A 15,618-nucleotide genomic window follows, 5' to 3' on the forward strand; every position below is an offset into this window, starting at 1 on the left:
ATATGGCTATTGAAAAAATACTGTATGAAGCTGCCGTTGCACTAGCAGAAAAAAGATATCCCTCTGGATGGGGAGGAGCTGCAGCCTTATATACCGCGGATGGACAAATTTTAACAAGTGTCGCACCCGAGGTCATGAATGCTGCTACTGAATTATGTATGGAAACAGGTGCTATTTTAGAGGCACATAAATTGAATACAAAAGTTACACATTCGATTTGTGTTGCTAGGGAAGATGAAACATCTAAATTTGTAGTGCTGACACCCTGTGGAGTCTGTCAGGAAAGACTTTTCTATTGGGGAGAAAATGTAAAGGCAGCGATTACGAATGCAGATGGAGAATTGGTATTTAAATCATTAAAGGAAATTCAACCTTATCATTGGTATAAAGCATATGAACAATAAAGTAAAAGACATTACAAAAAATGTAATGTCTTTTTTAGCTTCGTTAATAAGGCTCAGCATCGTGTCCTTTATTCATGGCATCTTGAGGTGCTTGGTCACCCTTGATATTGCCAAGTGGTTTTGATGCAGAGGAATCTTTTTTAGCGTTGTGCAAACCTTCCTTGAGTAAGCGACCATATTCTTCGTCGGCTTCTTGTGCCAAAGCAATCATGGCATTTTGAATATCCTCATGACAGACCGATAGATCACGGATTAAATTTTCAAGAAGTTCATCGCGTTCCCACTGTTCAAAGTTACGATAAGTTTCACCAGCCTGTTTCGTATTACTTTGACGATCAATCGATTCACGAACAAGGTTTCCTTCAATGTATGGTGTATATTCTTTACCAGCTTGTGTTGCTTCCTTTAACCCATTCAGCATGGATGGCTCATAGTTAATATGTGGATTTTGTCCAGGTGCCAAATCACGCTTATACATCATTTGCCCACCATGTTGATTGGTCGCTACACGTTTTTTTGGTGCATTAATTGGAAGCTGTAAGTAGTTGGCTCCTACACGATGGCGTTGTGTATCAGAATAAGAGAAGGTACGACCTTGCAACATTTTATCATCAGAGAAGTCTAAGCCATCAACAAGCACCCCTGTCCCGAAAGTAACCTGTTCCACCTCAGCAAAATAATCTTCAGGGTTTTTGTTTAGCACCATTTTGCCAACTGGATACCACGGAAATTGATCGTTTGGCCAAAGCTTTGTGTCATCCAATGGATCAAAATCAAGCTCAGGGTGTGAACCATCCTCCATAATTTGAACATGTAGCTCCCATTCGGGGAAGTCTCCACGTTCGATAGCATCATATAAATCTTGTGTAGCATGATTGAAATTTTTCTGTTGGATTTCTTCTGCTTCTTTTTGTGTTAAATTTTTAATACCTTGTAGCGGTTCCCAATGATATTTGACAAGGACTGCCTTGCCTTCACTATTCACCCACTTGTACGTATTAACCCCAGAGCCCTGCATCATACGATAATTTGCTGGAATCCCCCAAGGAGAGTAAACGAATGTTACCATATGGAAGGTTTCTGGTGAGCTAGCACAAAAATCAAAAAAACGTTCAACGTTTTGAATATTAGTAATGGGATCAGGCTTAAAAGCATGAATCATGTCTGGAAATTTGAGCGCATCACGAATAAAGAAGATCTTTAAATTATTGCCCACTAAATCCCAATTGCCATCCTCTGTATAAAACTTTACTGCAAAACCGCGGGGATCACGTAATGTTTCTGGGGAGTGACCACCATGTATAACAGTTGAAAAACGCACAAATACAGGTGTTTTTTTCCCTTTATCCTGAAAGACTTTTGCACGTGTATACTTAGAAATAGGTTCATTGCCAACAACACCATAGGTCTCAAAATACCCATGTGCTCCAGCTCCACGAGCATGCACAACTCGTTCTGGAACTCTCTCTCTGTCAAAATGACTCATCTTCTCTAGGAAATCATAATTTTCCAATGTTGCAGGACCCCGATTACCGACTGTTCGCAAATTTTGATTATTGGTAATTGGATGTCCCTGTCTGTTGGTCATTGTCATATCTTGCTCATGTGTTGCATCATCTTGCTGTGTCATAGTATGACCCCTTTCCTATAGATACTTCCATTTTGTCCTTGAAAGGGGCAAACTAGTCATCCAAATTATCCCTTTGAACTACTTAAAAAAGCTCTCCATACATAAATGTAGGAGAGCCCTGGATGGCGTTTTCAAATGGAATCAAGTTGTTTTGAGTATGGCCATTGCTTATAGTTGGTCATTAGTCATCGGTCATACAGTAACAGGTAACTTGTTATTGGTTTTTAACTAATTAGCTGAAAAGCTAGATTTGAAAACAGCACATCCAACTCGGGTTGGAGTCTCACCGTCCCGAGTCTAGAAATAACGGGAATCGTCAAAGTTAATTTGAATACTGTAATTTTTTGAATTAATAAGATTAGATAGCTTATGTGCATCTTTTTCAAGCTTTGTAGCTCGTTCTCTATATTCATCTGGCTCATACAAAGCAATTTCATATAACATTGTATTTTCGCCATAGCCAAATCTTACACTCTCTTTTTCTCGCATACTGAAATCTTTACACATATCAGCCTCGGCACGAAGTTGTGTTGCTAGTTCGATGGCTTCTACTAGTGCTAGCTTTTGACCTTTAAAGTCTACTGTGTTTTGGATGTTTGCTTCGTAAACGAGGCGGTCTAATGTACGAGTATCTAGACGAACTTGGGCTAAGTCAGCTTCAATAAGGGGGAGTGCTCGATTACTTGTTTTAGGGGCTTGTCCCTTTTCAACTGTTACAAAGGCACTGCGATGTAGTTCGTTTACTAGCTCTTGAGTTTTCTTTCCTAAAATACTTTTTAGTTTAACAGCTTCTGCAAGATTAATCACGAAAACACGTCCTTTTTATAGTGTTATAGATGGTACATCATTTGATATAATTGCGATTTGATAATGTCCGCCATGAATTTGATTAAACATTTTCCCAGCTGACGCTAGCAGTCCATTCGCTGCGTCATTTGTTAAGGAAGGGCGGAAATAAAAAATATGTAACGCATCAGTTGTTTCCTCTGTGACAGCTGTGCGTTTAGAATCAACAAAAGGTGAGCCAAATGCTCCTACCTCATCACGACTATACAGAATATTTTCTAATGTGTTAAAGCGCCCATTCAAACCTTCATAACCAATCTCGTCATGACCAAGATCAATTGTTACAAACCCTTTGATTTGAGCAACATCATATAGCCCAATTGGCATTTCATATTGAAGTGAAAAGAAATTATTTAAATCAACACCTGAATGAATTGGCGTTAAATAGTTTTGCTTACTAATTCGACGCATAAGGCTTTCTGCTGAGTGACGATAGCGATTTGGATCAGCACCAAGCTTTTTCCAAATCTGTCGCCATTCTGCGATCCCCTCACGCTGTGTTACAGGAAGTTCCTGCATTTCAAGAAAAAGATTTTCCTGATACAATTGCATACGCCCTTTAATCATTTGAGGGGATTCTGCTACAACAATTTTGGTATAATGAATAATGCCGATTTTTAGCTCGGGATGTTGTGTTAATAGAGTTGGGTTAATGGAAATTTCCAATGAACATCACCTACTTTATCTATTTCTAATATTGTACCATGTAAGGAGTTGGAAATAAAATGAACATACACGACCTACAACGTGATTTTGTGGCATATGCGATGTCCATTGGTGTTGATAAAATAGGTTTTACAACAGCAGCTCCCTTTACAGAATTAAAAAACAGATTGCGTCGCCAGCAGGAGCTTGGCTATCAGTCTGGATTTGAAGAAAGTGATATTCAAAAACGTACAGAACCCCTTCAATTACTAGATGAAGCAGAGAGTATAGTAGCGATAGCTGTGGCTTACCCTTCACGTATGCAAAATGCACCAATTGGTAAAAGGGGTGCGCGACGTGGAATTTTCTGCCGTGCTTCATGGGGTGTCGATTATCATACAGCATTACGTGAGCGTTTAAAGCTATTATCCACTTGGCTTGAGGAACATGTCAAAGGTGTACGTATTGAATCAATGGTTGATACAGGAGCCCTTGTAGATCGGGCGGTAGCTGAACGTGCAGGCATTGGGTGGAGCGGAAAAAATTGCTCGATTATAACGCCTGAATTTGGTTCCTATGTGTATTTAGGAGAGCTCATTACAAATATTCCATTTGCGCCAGATAAGCCAATGGAAGATGAATGCGGAGATTGTCGACTGTGCTTGGATGTTTGTCCAACGGGAGCCTTAATTCAAGGTGGACAATTGGATGCACAGCGTTGTATTGCTTTTCTGACTCAAACGAAGGGTACATTACCAGATGAGTTTCGTAGTCATATCGGTAATCGACTCTATGGCTGTGATACATGCCAGACAGTATGTCCTAAAAATAAAGGGAAAATTAATTGGATTCATGAAGAATTTATACCAGATCCTGAGCTAGCCAAACCATTATTGACACCGCTTTTAACGATTACTAATCGGGAATTTAAGGGGAGATTTGGTCATGTTTCAGGCTCATGGCGTGGAAAAAAGCCTATCCAGCGTAATGCCATCTTGGCACTTGCTCATTTTAAAGAGGAAGCCGCCATACCAGATTTGATTGCTCTACTTCATAAAGATGACCGTCCTGTCATTCGAGGCACAGCCGCATGGGCTTTGGGTAAGATTGGCGGGAATACTGCACAAACTGCCTTACATGAAGCAGAAGCTACAGAGCAGGACGAAGAAGTGCGAAGTGAAATTTATAAAGGGTTGCAGTTTTTTAAGTAGTGTTGGATGTAGAAGCAATTGACTAACTACAGTTTAATGTAGGGATGAAATCAATTGCTTGGAGTTCCTATGATTGAGAGCGGATCCGCTCTAATTGTGAGAAGAGTCGCTCCAAAAGAGGAAGGCTTCGTTAACTTTTTAAAGAGTCATCTTAAAGAATTTTTTAATAAGGAAGTGTGTCGTTATGCCATTGCATATCGTTTTATATCAACCAGAAATACCAGCCAATACGGGGAATATTGCACGTACCTGTGCGGGTACTAATACATCGCTCCATTTAATTCGTCCGCTAGGTTTTTCAACGGATGATAAAATGCTGAAACGGGCGGGCTTAGATTATTGGCATAGTGTAAATATTGTCTATCATGATTCACTTGAGGATTTTATAGAGTACTCTAAAAATGGAGATGTTTATTTAATCGAAACATACAGTGATGAGCCGTTTACGAAAAATGATTTTAGTGATCAAGACCGAGATATTTATTTTATGTTCGGAAAAGAAACTACAGGTTTGCCGAAGGACTTTGCTTATGAACGCCGAGATATGTGTTTACGTATTCCACAAAGTGATCATGTGCGATCACTTAATTTGTCCAATACGGCTGCAATTGTTATTTATGAGGCATTACGTCAACAAGGATATCCAGGGTTACATTAAAAAGCAGTTCTCCGCTTGTGAGAACTGCTTTTTAATATTAAAACTTTAATAATACAACATTCCCCGCAGGATCCTCTGTTTGGAACCCTCTGATGATTTCTGTAACAGGTGCACCTATACCACGAAGATTATCTTTCATAGTTGCCGCTTGTTCTTCGTTATCTAAACGCAATGAGAACGTTTTTAAGCCAACTTGATTTTTTCCAAGCTTTGGTGCATTCTCTGAGTGCCAAGTATTTAAGCCAATATGATGATGGTAACGGCCTGTAGAAATAAATAATGCTTGGGACCCGTAGCGTGTGACAATATCATAACCTAATCCCTTTGTATAAAATTGCTCGGCTTCAGCCAAGTTAGAGACCGATAAATGAATATGGCCCAATACTGTGCCAGCAGGCAGACCAAGCCAGTTGCCATCGCCCTCTTCTAAAATAGAACGAATATTGAGTGGTTCTGTCACCATATGCACCTGATTGTTATGCCATGTCCATTCACTTTCAGGACGATCTGCATAAATCTCGATTCCATTATGATCAGGATCATTTAAATAGAGTGCTTCACTTACAGCATGATCAGAAGCCCCAAGGTACACACCTTTTTCGTGAAAATGAGAAATAACATTAGCTAAGTCACGTCGACTAGGTAATAATAGGGCGAAGTGATAAAGTCCTGTCGTCATGCTAAGCTTATCTTCTACGGTTTTAGGCTGAACAAGAGTTAATAGAGCTGTTTCTCCATCGGCAGTTAACATAGCTTTATGTGAATCTTGTTGTAACACTTTAAAGCCAATAATTTCTTGATAAAAGGTTAAAGAGCGGTGTAAATCACTCACTTTTATTTCAACATTCGTTACATAGGTGTTTGGTTTTTCATGAAAATGCATTTTGAATACCTCCAAATAGTTATCTTTTTTCATTAAGTTACTTTATGTAAGTTAGTTTATTTTAAAAATAAAGGAAAGTCAAGTATTTCTATATTTCTATTGTTCCACAAAAAAAGAAAATCACTAAGCTTTTCGAAAAGCTTAGTGATTTTCTTGAGATATTATTTGTCAGCTTTGTAGTCGCCTTCGTATCCAGCAGTGAAAATAGCTGTTAAGAAAGCAACTGTTACACCAATGATTAATAATAATTTCATGGAAGTAACCCTCCTCATGTTATAAAGAAATCTCTTTTTAGTATAGCCTATCTACTTTAAAAATGAAACGACATAGCAGAATAAAATATGTCAGAAATGGTTCAAACAGCTTGATATCGGGAAAACTAAAAGTGAGGTGATTAATATGGAAAAAAAGGTGCCAAATATTGAAAACGGGACAATGGTGAGAGATATGAAAGAATTAAAAGATTTGGGCAAGCAGATGGAGCATTTACGTGATGGTCTAGAGCTTGCGGAGGATGAGCGAATCGCTGATCCAATTCAATTGGAAGATGTTGAACAGAAGAAAAAGTAGTATATAAACTAGCCGCTTTATTTTTCTTAAATCCAATTTTTTGTATAATGGAACGAGGATAAGAAAGGGGTTGTGCTTTTTGAATTTACAATCAACGAAAACATTATCAAATGGTGTAGAAATGCCTCGTTTTGGCTTAGGTGTTTACAAAATGACAGAACGTGAGGAAACATTACAGGCTATTGATAAAGCACTTCAATACGGTTATCGAGCTATTGATACAGCATCCTTATATGGGAATGAGGTAGAAGTAGGAGAAGCTATTCGTCATTCAGGCATTCGTCGTGAAGATATTTTTGTTACAACAAAAGTATGGAATAATGACCAAGGATATGATGCAACATTACGTGCTTTTGAGGTTTCGCTAAAGAATTTAAATATGGATTACCTAGATTTATATTTAACACATTGGGCTGTCCCTGAAACATTTGAAGAAACATATCGAGCTATTGAGCGCCTTTACGATGAAAAATTAATTCGCGCAACAGGTGTATCGAATCATCATGAGCATCATTTAGAAAAAATATTGGCTAAGGCAAATACTGCACCGATGGTTAATCAAGTGGAGGTACATCCATATTTACAACAGCAGCCATTAAGGGCATTTTGTAGTGAACACCAAATTGCTGTTACTGCATGGTCTCCACTAGGACGTGGTGGTGTACTTGCTGATCCTACCATTATTGAGATTGGGAAAGAAATCGATAAAACCCCTGCTCAGGTAGTACTGCGTTGGCATTTACAAAATGATACACTCGTTATTCCCAAATCCGTAACACCGAGCCGAATTGAGGAAAATGCACAGATTTTTGATTTTGAATTAACCCAAGATCAAATGGAGAAAATGGCAACATTAAATCGTAACCAACGATTTGGACAAGATCCTGATCATTTTAAATTTGATTTTTAAAAAAGAATAAATCCCGCACTCCTATAGAGGCGGGATTTTTCTTATTGCTCGTCCTTGACGATAATACGTTTATTTAAAAAAGGATGGTCAAATTCTAATTGAATGGCATGTAGTTCGTAGTCATCACTTACTGTTTCTCGTGCACCATACATTGTATCCCCAATAATTGGATGGCCAATATAGGCTAAATGCACACGGATCTGATGTGTTCGCCCAGTCTCAAGTATGAGATGAACGACACAGGAATTTTTGTAACGCGCCACCACTTCATAGTGTGTTACAGCATGCTGTCCAGTTTTGGACACAACACGTCTTGTGGCATGGTGTCTGTCTTTGCCAATTGGTTCAGCAATCGTTCCAGAAGACGTTCGTAAGTTACCTTGCACCTCTGCTGCATACGTACGAATAATGGTTTTTTCCTCAATCATTCGATCGAAAATGGACTTTGCTAAAGGGTGCTTTGCTACTAGTAATAAGCCCTGTGTCCCTTTATCAAGACGATGAACATGTTCAGCATAAATGCCACCCTGTTCTTTGATATGTGCCATGACATGGTTCATACATGTATGTGTATCACGAGCATCATTAGGATGTGTTGCCATACCTTTTGGCTTTGATACGATTAAACAATGGTCATCCTCATAGACTACATCAATAGCACATACAGGTGTTGGTTTGTAGCTAGAAGTTGGAACAGGAAACGTAAATTTTATTATTGTTCCAGTTTGTAATGGTGTATTCCATTGAATCAGCTCATCATTTACCAATGTGATGGCTTTGGCCATACGCAATTCATGAACGAGTTTTTTACCGAGTCGCCAATGATTACGTAGCAATTCTTCCACACTTAAGTTATCTTCAGCAATTTCATAATGAAACATAGATCTTCCTCCGTAGAAAAAACCGTATTCCAAAGGTAGAACACGGTCTTCCGATTATTTTGCAGCTTTAGAAGCTTTGATTAAATAAAAGCTTGCCCCTGCGATTAAAATAAATGCAGTTAATGCTAAAAACGGAATAGTAATAAAGCCTAACCAATTAATATATTGTCCTGTACAAGAAACTGCGCCACAGGAGGGGGCATTTTCAGCTAAAAAGCTAAGCTTTTGAATTCCGTAATGGTAAAGTGAAATACAGCCGCCAACCACAGAAAATACAGCTGTTGTGACAGCAATACGTGCATTTTTTTGTATAAATGCTACTGTCGTCATTATAACAATTGGGTACATAAAAATACGTTGAATCCAACATAATTTACAAGGTTCATAATGACGAATCTCAGAAAAATATAACGAACCTAGTGTTGCTATAGCAGAAACAATCCAAATAAATAATAAGCCATTTTCTTCTTTTTTAGACATATTCAATCTTCCCTTCATAAAACCATGTCCTTGTTCGATTATAGTGGTTCTAGTTTTATATGTAAATCAACTTACACAAAATAAGGTATGTGATGAATTTCAGTCTAAAGTATGAACAGTGGAAGCAGACGCTTTCAATAGCTTAATGGTATCATTAACAATAGTAATGCTAAAGAAGAGGTGTTTTCGTGAGGGAGAATGAGCATTCCAATATCAGTATTTTAAAAGAGATTGCTGAACTATTAAATGAAGAAACTGAAATTGTCACAATGCTAAAAGGTGCGCTCATCAAATTTTTAAATGGCACCAATTTTGAAACAGGCTGGATTTTTTTTATTGATGCAAAGGGGCGTTCAGAACTTGTTGTCCATGAAAATCTACCAGAGGCATTGGAATATAACAATTGCCATTATTTAAAAAAGGGCGGTTGTTGGTGTGTATCGCGTTATCGTAATGAAGAGCTAAAAAAAGCCTCCAATATTATCGAGTGTCAGCGTATTGAAAGTGCCATAGCTGCAAATGTTGGGGATCATGAAGGAATCACGCATCATGCGACAGTACCTCTTCAATCTGGACAAGAACGTTTTGGCGTATTAAATGTTGCATCTAAGGATACAGTACGCTTTTCAGAAGAGGAGCTTGCTTTATTAGAATCAGTTGCCTTTCAGATGGGTTCAGCTATTAAGCGAATTTTACTGACAAAGCAGGAGCAGGAAATGGCGCTTGTGAAGGAACGTAATCGCCTAGCTCGTGATTTACACGATTCAGTTAATCAACTACTATTCTCGGTTACGTTAACAGCTAGGGCTGGCATTGAAATGACGGATGATTGCGAAGTGAAAGAAACATTTAAAGAGATTCAGCATTTAACACAAGATGCACTTACAGAGATGCGTGCGTTAATTTGGCAATTGCGACCTAAAGGATTGGAAAATGGTTTACTTGAGGCCATGAAAGTATACGCTGAAATGCTTGGCTTAAAACTACATGTTACAGTTTCAGGCGTATTGCAATTTCCCTCACGTATTGAAGAAACATTATTTCGCGTAGCCCAAGAGGCGTTAAATAATGTACGTCGCCATGCAGGTGTATTAGAGGCAGCATTGTATATTACTGTTACATCAACAGATATTTTGTTGGTTATTCGTGATGAGGGACGAGGCTTTGTCATTGATAATAATACGAAGTTGCTTTCGATGGGCTTACAATCTATCAAGGATCGTGCAAAATCAGTGGGTGGGACTGCCGACTGGGTAAGTGAAATTGGCAAAGGTACGGAGCTGCTAATCCGCTTGCCATATTAAGGGGGAGAGGACATGATACGTGTATTAATTGCAGACGATCATCACGTGGTGCGTAGAGGACTACTGTTTTTTTTAAAAACACAAAAGGATATTGAGGTTGTTGGAGAGGCCAAAAATGGGCACGAAGCTGTTGCATTAGCAGAAAGCATACAACCAGATATTATTTTAATGGATTTAGTCATGCCTGAAATGGATGGCATCCAGGCGACTAAACGCATCAAAGCGAAGTTTCCACAAATAGAAATTTTAATGCTTACTAGCTTTTCTGATCGAGATCATGTGGTTCCAGCAATGGAGGCAGGAGCGGCAGGCTATCAGTTAAAAGATATTGAGCCAGATGAATTGGTCTTATCCATTCGTCGTATTATGCGTGGTGAAAACACTCTACATCCTGAAGCAACGTCAACGCTTGAAATGGATCGCCAGGAGTCTCAGAATGCACCCCATTTATTAAATCCGCTGACACCTCGTGAACAGGATGTGCTAGCAGAGCTTACAAAAGGAAAGAGTAATCGGGAAATTGCATCCTCACTATTTGTCACAGAAAAGACGGTGAAAACCCATATTTCGAATATTTTTACAAAGCTACAAGTACAAGACCGTACACAGGCAGCGCTGTATGCTGTTAAACACGGGCTAACTGAAGGTAGTGGGATGTAAATAAACGGCGAGCTTCTACTCACATAGAAGCACTCGCCGTTTTTTACATTATTTATGTTGAACAAATAATTTTTTAGATATCTCTAATAATGTAGAGCTAGGTGTTAGTGCTAAATCTTCCTCTAGTCTTTGCGTATATGTTTGGAAAATTTTGAGTGCCTGTTCATGAAGCCCTGCCTGTATTAACGTATATAAATAGTGCTCAAGTTTTTGTTCATTATAGGGATCATACTCTATTAATGCATGTAAAAATTCCATAGCTCTTTCAGTATCTGAAAAGACCGTTGTTTGAAACCCTTTTTCTAATAGCTCTATGTATGATTTCATTAATTTATCTTTATAGGCAGTTGACCATTCATAATCATCAAAAACAAATAAGCCATTCTTATAAATAGAAAGACATTGATTAATCAAAGAAATAGAAGGAAATTCAAGTCTTGAAAAATCCTCATGAAGTTTTTGAAAATCGTATAAATCACATACGATATTTGGTTTTTCGAAGATATAGTATTTATTTGAAAAGACAATACAGTTTTCGTAGCCAATTGTATTTAGAGTTTTCCTTAAATAAGATAGAGCTGTATGAAGATTTGATTTGGCTCGTACATAATCTAAATCTGGCCATAGAATTTCAATTAAATAATCTCGATGAATCGGTATATTTGGATGCAAAATAAAATAAGCAAACAATTCTTTTGTCTTTTCTGTTTTAAATGCCACTAAACTATTGTTACTATAGACGGCAAATTGATCGAAGCATTGTACAGTTAAGACAGTTTGTGTAGCCTGTTGAAGCATTTGCTGAATTGAAAATTCATGCTCAATACGGGCTACAGTTTTTTCTAAACGGGCATGACTGATAGGCTTTAATACATAGTCGAGACTGCCAATTTCATAGGCTTGTAATGCAAATTCATGATAGGCGGTAATGAAAATTACACTGACTTGCGGACGTTCCGTTTTGATAATATCAGCAACTTCAAGTCCTGATAATTCTTGAAGTTTTACTTCTAAAAAGATAGCCTCAAATTCCATAGTTGGTAGTTCATTCAGAAATACTTCTACGCTTGTAAAGGTTTGCATCACCTGTATTTGTTGAAAGGCATGTAGTTTATTTTGAAAATAGTGTAAAGCTAACGGTTCATTGTCTATTAAAACGGCTCGAATCACATCAAACTCTCCTTTATACAATTAAATTAAAAACATTAAACTCTAGTTCATTTTGGGTGAAAAGGCTTCCTATATATAGTGAAGGGCAAGAAAAGTGAAAATCACTCAACTTTTCTATTAAAAATTTGATGCCAGAAAAAAGCAATTTATGGTGTAGTTCTTTCACGGGTGAGAGTCAATGAATCCCGATGTGTTTATCACATCGCGTCAAATCCATTCAAAGAAAATTTCGCCGTTCATTATATAGAAGAAAAAAGTTTTTTAGTTTGTGTTAAGAGAATTGAAATAATTGCTTAGGCGTTAAAATCAAACTATTCTTATACAAAAATGAAACAACATAGTATTGTTAATGAAAGTTGCATATGGGCATAAGCCTTGTTTTTTCTTTTATTGTTAAAATAGTATAATTGTTGTAACAATAATTAGGCGTTATTATAGTACATTTGTCTTAAAAAATACTCAAAAAGTACTTAAAAAATACTTAAAAAGATAGGTTATTAATTAAAATAGAAGTATATATAGGAAAAATGGGATGGCAAGAAAGGAGATTTTACCATGAAATTAGAAAGACTTCTAACCATGACGATGATATTAATCAACCGTAAAAAGGTTAAGGCACAGGAATTAGCAGAGTTATTTAATGTTTCGATTCGTACCATTTATCGAGATATTGAAACATTGAGCTGTGCTGGTGTACCTGTTATTAGTCAGCAAGGTGTAAATGGTGGCATTAGTTTAATCGATGGTTATCGTGTTGATAGGCAAGTGTTGACGAAGGATGAGCTCACGTCACTTTCTATTGCGATTAAAAGTGCTTTGACTACCTATGAAGATTCCCACGCTGAAGCCGTGCTCGAGAAAATAACGAGTATTGCTGATGATCATGTAAAACAATCGATGGACCATCTATTTGTTGATCTTAGTCCATGGGGACCAAACGCTCTCTTTAAAGAGCTTATTACGACGCTCAAGACAGCTATAGAGAATAATCGTTGCATAAGCTTTCATTATTCTACTACTTATGGTGAACAAACAAGCCGAATAGTCGAACCACATACAATTGTTCAAAAAGGGAAGATATGGTATTTGTATGGCTATTGTACATTAAGAAAGGACTTTCGTTTATTTAAGCTTGCGCGAATGAAACATTTGCTTCAAGCTGATTCTACCTTTGAGCGTAAGGAAGTGAATTTAAGTGAACTCCCTTGGGGTAAAGAATGGCATCGACCACAAAACGTAGTCGATTTAGTCATTTCTTTTGATAAAGACATTACAACATTAGTGGAGGAATCCTTTGGTGCAGAACATATAGACCATGAACAATCCATGATTTATATATCTATACCCGAAGATGAATGGCTTTATGGTTTCTTGTTAAGCTTTGGGCATCGCATTAAAATTATGGAACCACTTTATATAAGAGATATTATTCAAAAACGAGCTTTAGAAATTGTTCAATTATATAAAAATCTAAATAATTGATGACAGACAGTTGTCAGGTTTCCTTTGCTATAGTAAGTACAAATAAAGCGAAAGGTGGAATGACGATGCAAAGCTATTGTCAAAGCTGCGGTATGCCTTTAGTAGAAGAGGCATTATTGGGTACTGAAAAAGAAGGGGAAAAAAGTCAGGATTATTGTACATATTGTTACGAGGGGGGCGAGTTTAAACAACCCCAGTTAACAGTAGACGAAATGATTGAAATTTGTGTACCGCATCTTATGGAAGGTGGTATGCCAGAAAATGAAGCACGTAATATGCTGACTTCCTTTTTGCCAAATTTAAAGCGATGGAGAAAATTTGAGTGGCGAGAACCAAAAGTAGTTGAATTAAACTCATTTAACATCGTGGGTATTTCAACTCAAACAAGTAATGCCAATGAAATAACAGAGCAAGCTAAAATTCCGCAATTATGGGATCACTTTTATCAGCAAAATATTACGGACCAAATAGCCGAGCGAAAAAATGGTCATGTCTATGGTTTGTATTCAGACTATGAGACGGATGTGAATGGTAATTATACTCTTACACTAGGTGTAGAAGTAAATAATGATGACATTCAAGCTAATTTAGTAGTAAAAAAGATTCCAGCAGCTAAGTATCTAGTTTTTACATCTGATAAAGGCATGATGCCTGAAGTTGTCATTCAAACTTGGCAAGAGATTTGGGCTTGGTTTGCAAATTCTAAAATTGAACGAACGTATACAGGCGACTTTGAACTGTATGATGAACGATGCGCTAATCCACATGAATCACAAGTGGATATTTATATAGCTATTAAATAAGAAAAGTCTCCTACCAATCAATTGGTAGGAGACTTTTCTTCGTTTTGTGGAGGAATGATATGTGGCTCAATATGCACAAGAACCTGACAAAAGCGATTTTCACGCATAATGGTATGTTCGATTTCTTCAGTTATGCGATGACTTTCAAAGACATTTAAATAAGGATCTACTGTGACAGTTACGTCAATGAAATACATATTGCCATGGGCACGTCCTTTAAAGTCTAAAAGCTCCATTACCCCGTCCACGTTACGGATTAAGACCGATAACGTTTCAACTTCATCGATATCAAATGCATCTGTAAGACTTTGAACAGCTTCCCAAAAAATTTCTACTGCTGTTTTAATAATTAAAAGGGCAACAATGAGAGCTGTAAGTGAATCAATGATCGGAAAGCCGAAAATAGCTCCAAAAATACCAATGGCTGTACCGATGCTGACAAGTGCATCAGAGCGATTGTCAAAGGCAGCAGCTTTAACAGCGGCACTCTTAATTTTCTTTGATAGTGCCAAATTATAGCGATAAACCACATACATGACAACTGCACTACCTATTGCTACATAGGCTGTTAACAGTGAAGGTGTTGTACCAGTGGGCTCCCACAAGCTTTTTAGGGAACTAACTAATACTTGGAGACCGACAACAAGCATAATGAACGATGCGACTAAAGAGGCAACAGTCTCAGCTCGTAAATGTCCGTATTGGTGGTTGGAATCAGGTGGTCTTTGGGCAATGCGTAAACCAACCAGTACCGCGATGGAAGCAATGATATCAGTTGTGTTATTTAAACCATCTGCTTTTAGGGCCTCAGATGTACCAATGTAGCCTATTGTAAGCTTAGCAGAGCTTAGGATTAGATATGTACCAATGGATAGCCATGCACCTTTTTCCCCTTGACGTAAATTTGTATAGAGCTCCATTTTGTTTCCTCCTCGCAAAACTTTCGGACATTAGAAAACGACCCCCTTTTAAAAGGGAGTCGTTTCATCTATTTATTACGGTCGTTGCTCCCACCTATATAAGGTGTGAAGAAAAGATCATATTTATAGCCTAGATTATACAAGCGTGCTTCTAATAGTAC

At 37.7% G+C, this 15,618-nt stretch carries 17 protein-coding genes; 9 read left to right on the top strand and 8 right to left on the bottom strand.

Translation table 11 applies throughout. From position 1 onward, the window contains the following. The first annotated feature begins 2 nt into the window (after nucleotides 1-2). Nucleotides 3-404: a cytidine deaminase gene (locus B3D98_RS20200; protein WP_131521236.1), complete on the top strand. Its 402-nt coding sequence runs from the start codon at nucleotides 3-5 to the stop codon at nucleotides 402-404. A 43-nt stretch (nucleotides 405-447) separates the two neighbouring features. Here the strand turns inward: B3D98_RS20200 and B3D98_RS20205 are convergent, their stop codons facing one another. The 3 genes from B3D98_RS20205 to B3D98_RS20215 form a co-directional block, all read right to left on the bottom strand. Beyond that, a complete protein-coding gene (locus B3D98_RS20205) occupies nucleotides 448-2,034 on the bottom strand; it encodes a catalase (protein ID WP_288585643.1) in 1,587 nt (528 codons plus the stop codon). A 297-nt stretch (nucleotides 2,035-2,331) separates the two neighbouring features. Then, a complete protein-coding gene (locus B3D98_RS20210) occupies nucleotides 2,332-2,841 on the bottom strand; it encodes a hypothetical protein (RefSeq protein ID WP_048391820.1) in 510 nt (169 codons plus the stop codon). Nucleotides 2,842-2,856: 15 nt separating this feature from the next. Further along, complete coding sequence (locus B3D98_RS20215; RefSeq protein ID WP_115674047.1) at nucleotides 2,857-3,546, bottom strand: B3/B4 domain-containing protein; 690 nt, start codon at nucleotides 3,544-3,546, stop codon at nucleotides 2,857-2,859. Between the two features lie 59 nt (nucleotides 3,547-3,605). Between B3D98_RS20215 and queG the strand changes: the two genes are divergently transcribed. Together queG and trmL are read left to right on the top strand one after the other, a co-directional pair. Continuing rightward, on the top strand, nucleotides 3,606-4,736 hold the full coding sequence (gene queG, locus B3D98_RS20220) for a tRNA epoxyqueuosine(34) reductase QueG (RefSeq protein ID WP_281217499.1): 1,131 nt from the start codon (nucleotides 3,606-3,608) through the stop codon (nucleotides 4,734-4,736). Between the two features lie 184 nt (nucleotides 4,737-4,920). Then, nucleotides 4,921-5,394, top strand: coding sequence for a tRNA (uridine(34)/cytosine(34)/5-carboxymethylaminomethyluridine(34)-2'-O)-methyltransferase TrmL (trmL, locus tag B3D98_RS20225; protein ID WP_004230835.1), 474 nt, complete (start codon nucleotides 4,921-4,923; stop codon nucleotides 5,392-5,394). Between the two features lie 37 nt (nucleotides 5,395-5,431). Here trmL and B3D98_RS20230 read toward each other — a convergent pair whose 3' ends face one another. After that, on the bottom strand, nucleotides 5,432-6,277 hold the full coding sequence (locus tag B3D98_RS20230; RefSeq protein WP_281217498.1) for a VOC family protein: 846 nt from the start codon (nucleotides 6,275-6,277) through the stop codon (nucleotides 5,432-5,434). A 399-nt stretch (nucleotides 6,278-6,676) separates the two neighbouring features. Between B3D98_RS20230 and B3D98_RS20235 the strand changes: the two genes are divergently transcribed. Next, entirely contained in the window at nucleotides 6,677-6,847 is a 171-nt protein-coding gene (locus tag B3D98_RS20235) for a hypothetical protein (protein WP_004230831.1), read from the top strand. Between the two features lie 79 nt (nucleotides 6,848-6,926). Further along, nucleotides 6,927-7,757: an aldo/keto reductase gene (locus B3D98_RS20240; protein WP_288585646.1), complete on the top strand. Its 831-nt coding sequence runs from the start codon at nucleotides 6,927-6,929 to the stop codon at nucleotides 7,755-7,757. 41 nt (nucleotides 7,758-7,798) lie between these two features. Here the strand turns inward: B3D98_RS20240 and B3D98_RS20245 are convergent, their stop codons facing one another. Next, nucleotides 7,799-8,638, bottom strand: a complete 840-nt coding sequence (locus B3D98_RS20245) for an RluA family pseudouridine synthase (protein WP_054548663.1) — start codon at nucleotides 8,636-8,638, stop codon at nucleotides 7,799-7,801. Nucleotides 8,639-8,692: 54 nt separating this feature from the next. Then, complete coding sequence (locus B3D98_RS20250) at nucleotides 8,693-9,118, bottom strand: disulfide oxidoreductase (RefSeq protein ID WP_048391807.1); 426 nt, start codon at nucleotides 9,116-9,118, stop codon at nucleotides 8,693-8,695. 188 nt (nucleotides 9,119-9,306) lie between these two features. Here B3D98_RS20250 and B3D98_RS20255 point away from each other — a divergent pair, with 188 nt between their 5' ends. Both B3D98_RS20255 and B3D98_RS20260 read left to right on the top strand, forming a co-directional pair. Continuing rightward, nucleotides 9,307-10,422, top strand: coding sequence for a GAF domain-containing sensor histidine kinase (locus B3D98_RS20255; RefSeq protein ID WP_054548662.1), 1,116 nt, complete (start codon nucleotides 9,307-9,309; stop codon nucleotides 10,420-10,422). Nucleotides 10,423-10,434: 12 nt separating this feature from the next. Further along, nucleotides 10,435-11,082, top strand: a complete 648-nt coding sequence (locus B3D98_RS20260; protein WP_115674050.1) for a response regulator — start codon at nucleotides 10,435-10,437, stop codon at nucleotides 11,080-11,082. A 48-nt stretch (nucleotides 11,083-11,130) separates the two neighbouring features. Here the strand turns inward: B3D98_RS20260 and B3D98_RS20265 are convergent, their stop codons facing one another. Continuing rightward, on the bottom strand, nucleotides 11,131-12,252 hold the full coding sequence (locus B3D98_RS20265; protein WP_048391801.1) for a response regulator: 1,122 nt from the start codon (nucleotides 12,250-12,252) through the stop codon (nucleotides 11,131-11,133). 555 nt (nucleotides 12,253-12,807) lie between these two features. Here B3D98_RS20265 and B3D98_RS20270 point away from each other — a divergent pair. Both B3D98_RS20270 and B3D98_RS20275 read left to right on the top strand, forming a co-directional pair. Next, nucleotides 12,808-13,734 (top strand): helix-turn-helix transcriptional regulator, encoded by a 927-nt coding sequence (locus tag B3D98_RS20270; RefSeq protein WP_048391799.1) that lies wholly within the window; start codon nucleotides 12,808-12,810, stop codon nucleotides 13,732-13,734. Nucleotides 13,735-13,799: 65 nt separating this feature from the next. Continuing rightward, entirely contained in the window at nucleotides 13,800-14,537 is a 738-nt protein-coding gene (locus tag B3D98_RS20275; protein ID WP_288585652.1) for an effector binding domain-containing protein, read from the top strand. Between the two features lie 17 nt (nucleotides 14,538-14,554). Here B3D98_RS20275 and B3D98_RS20280 read toward each other — a convergent pair whose 3' ends face one another. Further along, nucleotides 14,555-15,457, bottom strand: a complete 903-nt coding sequence (locus tag B3D98_RS20280) for a cation diffusion facilitator family transporter (protein ID WP_048391796.1) — start codon at nucleotides 15,455-15,457, stop codon at nucleotides 14,555-14,557. Between the last annotated feature and the right edge of the window lie 161 nt (nucleotides 15,458-15,618).

Source organism: Lysinibacillus sp. UBA5994 (genome assembly GCF_002429725.1).
GTDB classification, from domain to species: Bacteria; Bacillota; Bacilli; order Bacillales_A; family Planococcaceae; genus Lysinibacillus; species Lysinibacillus capsici.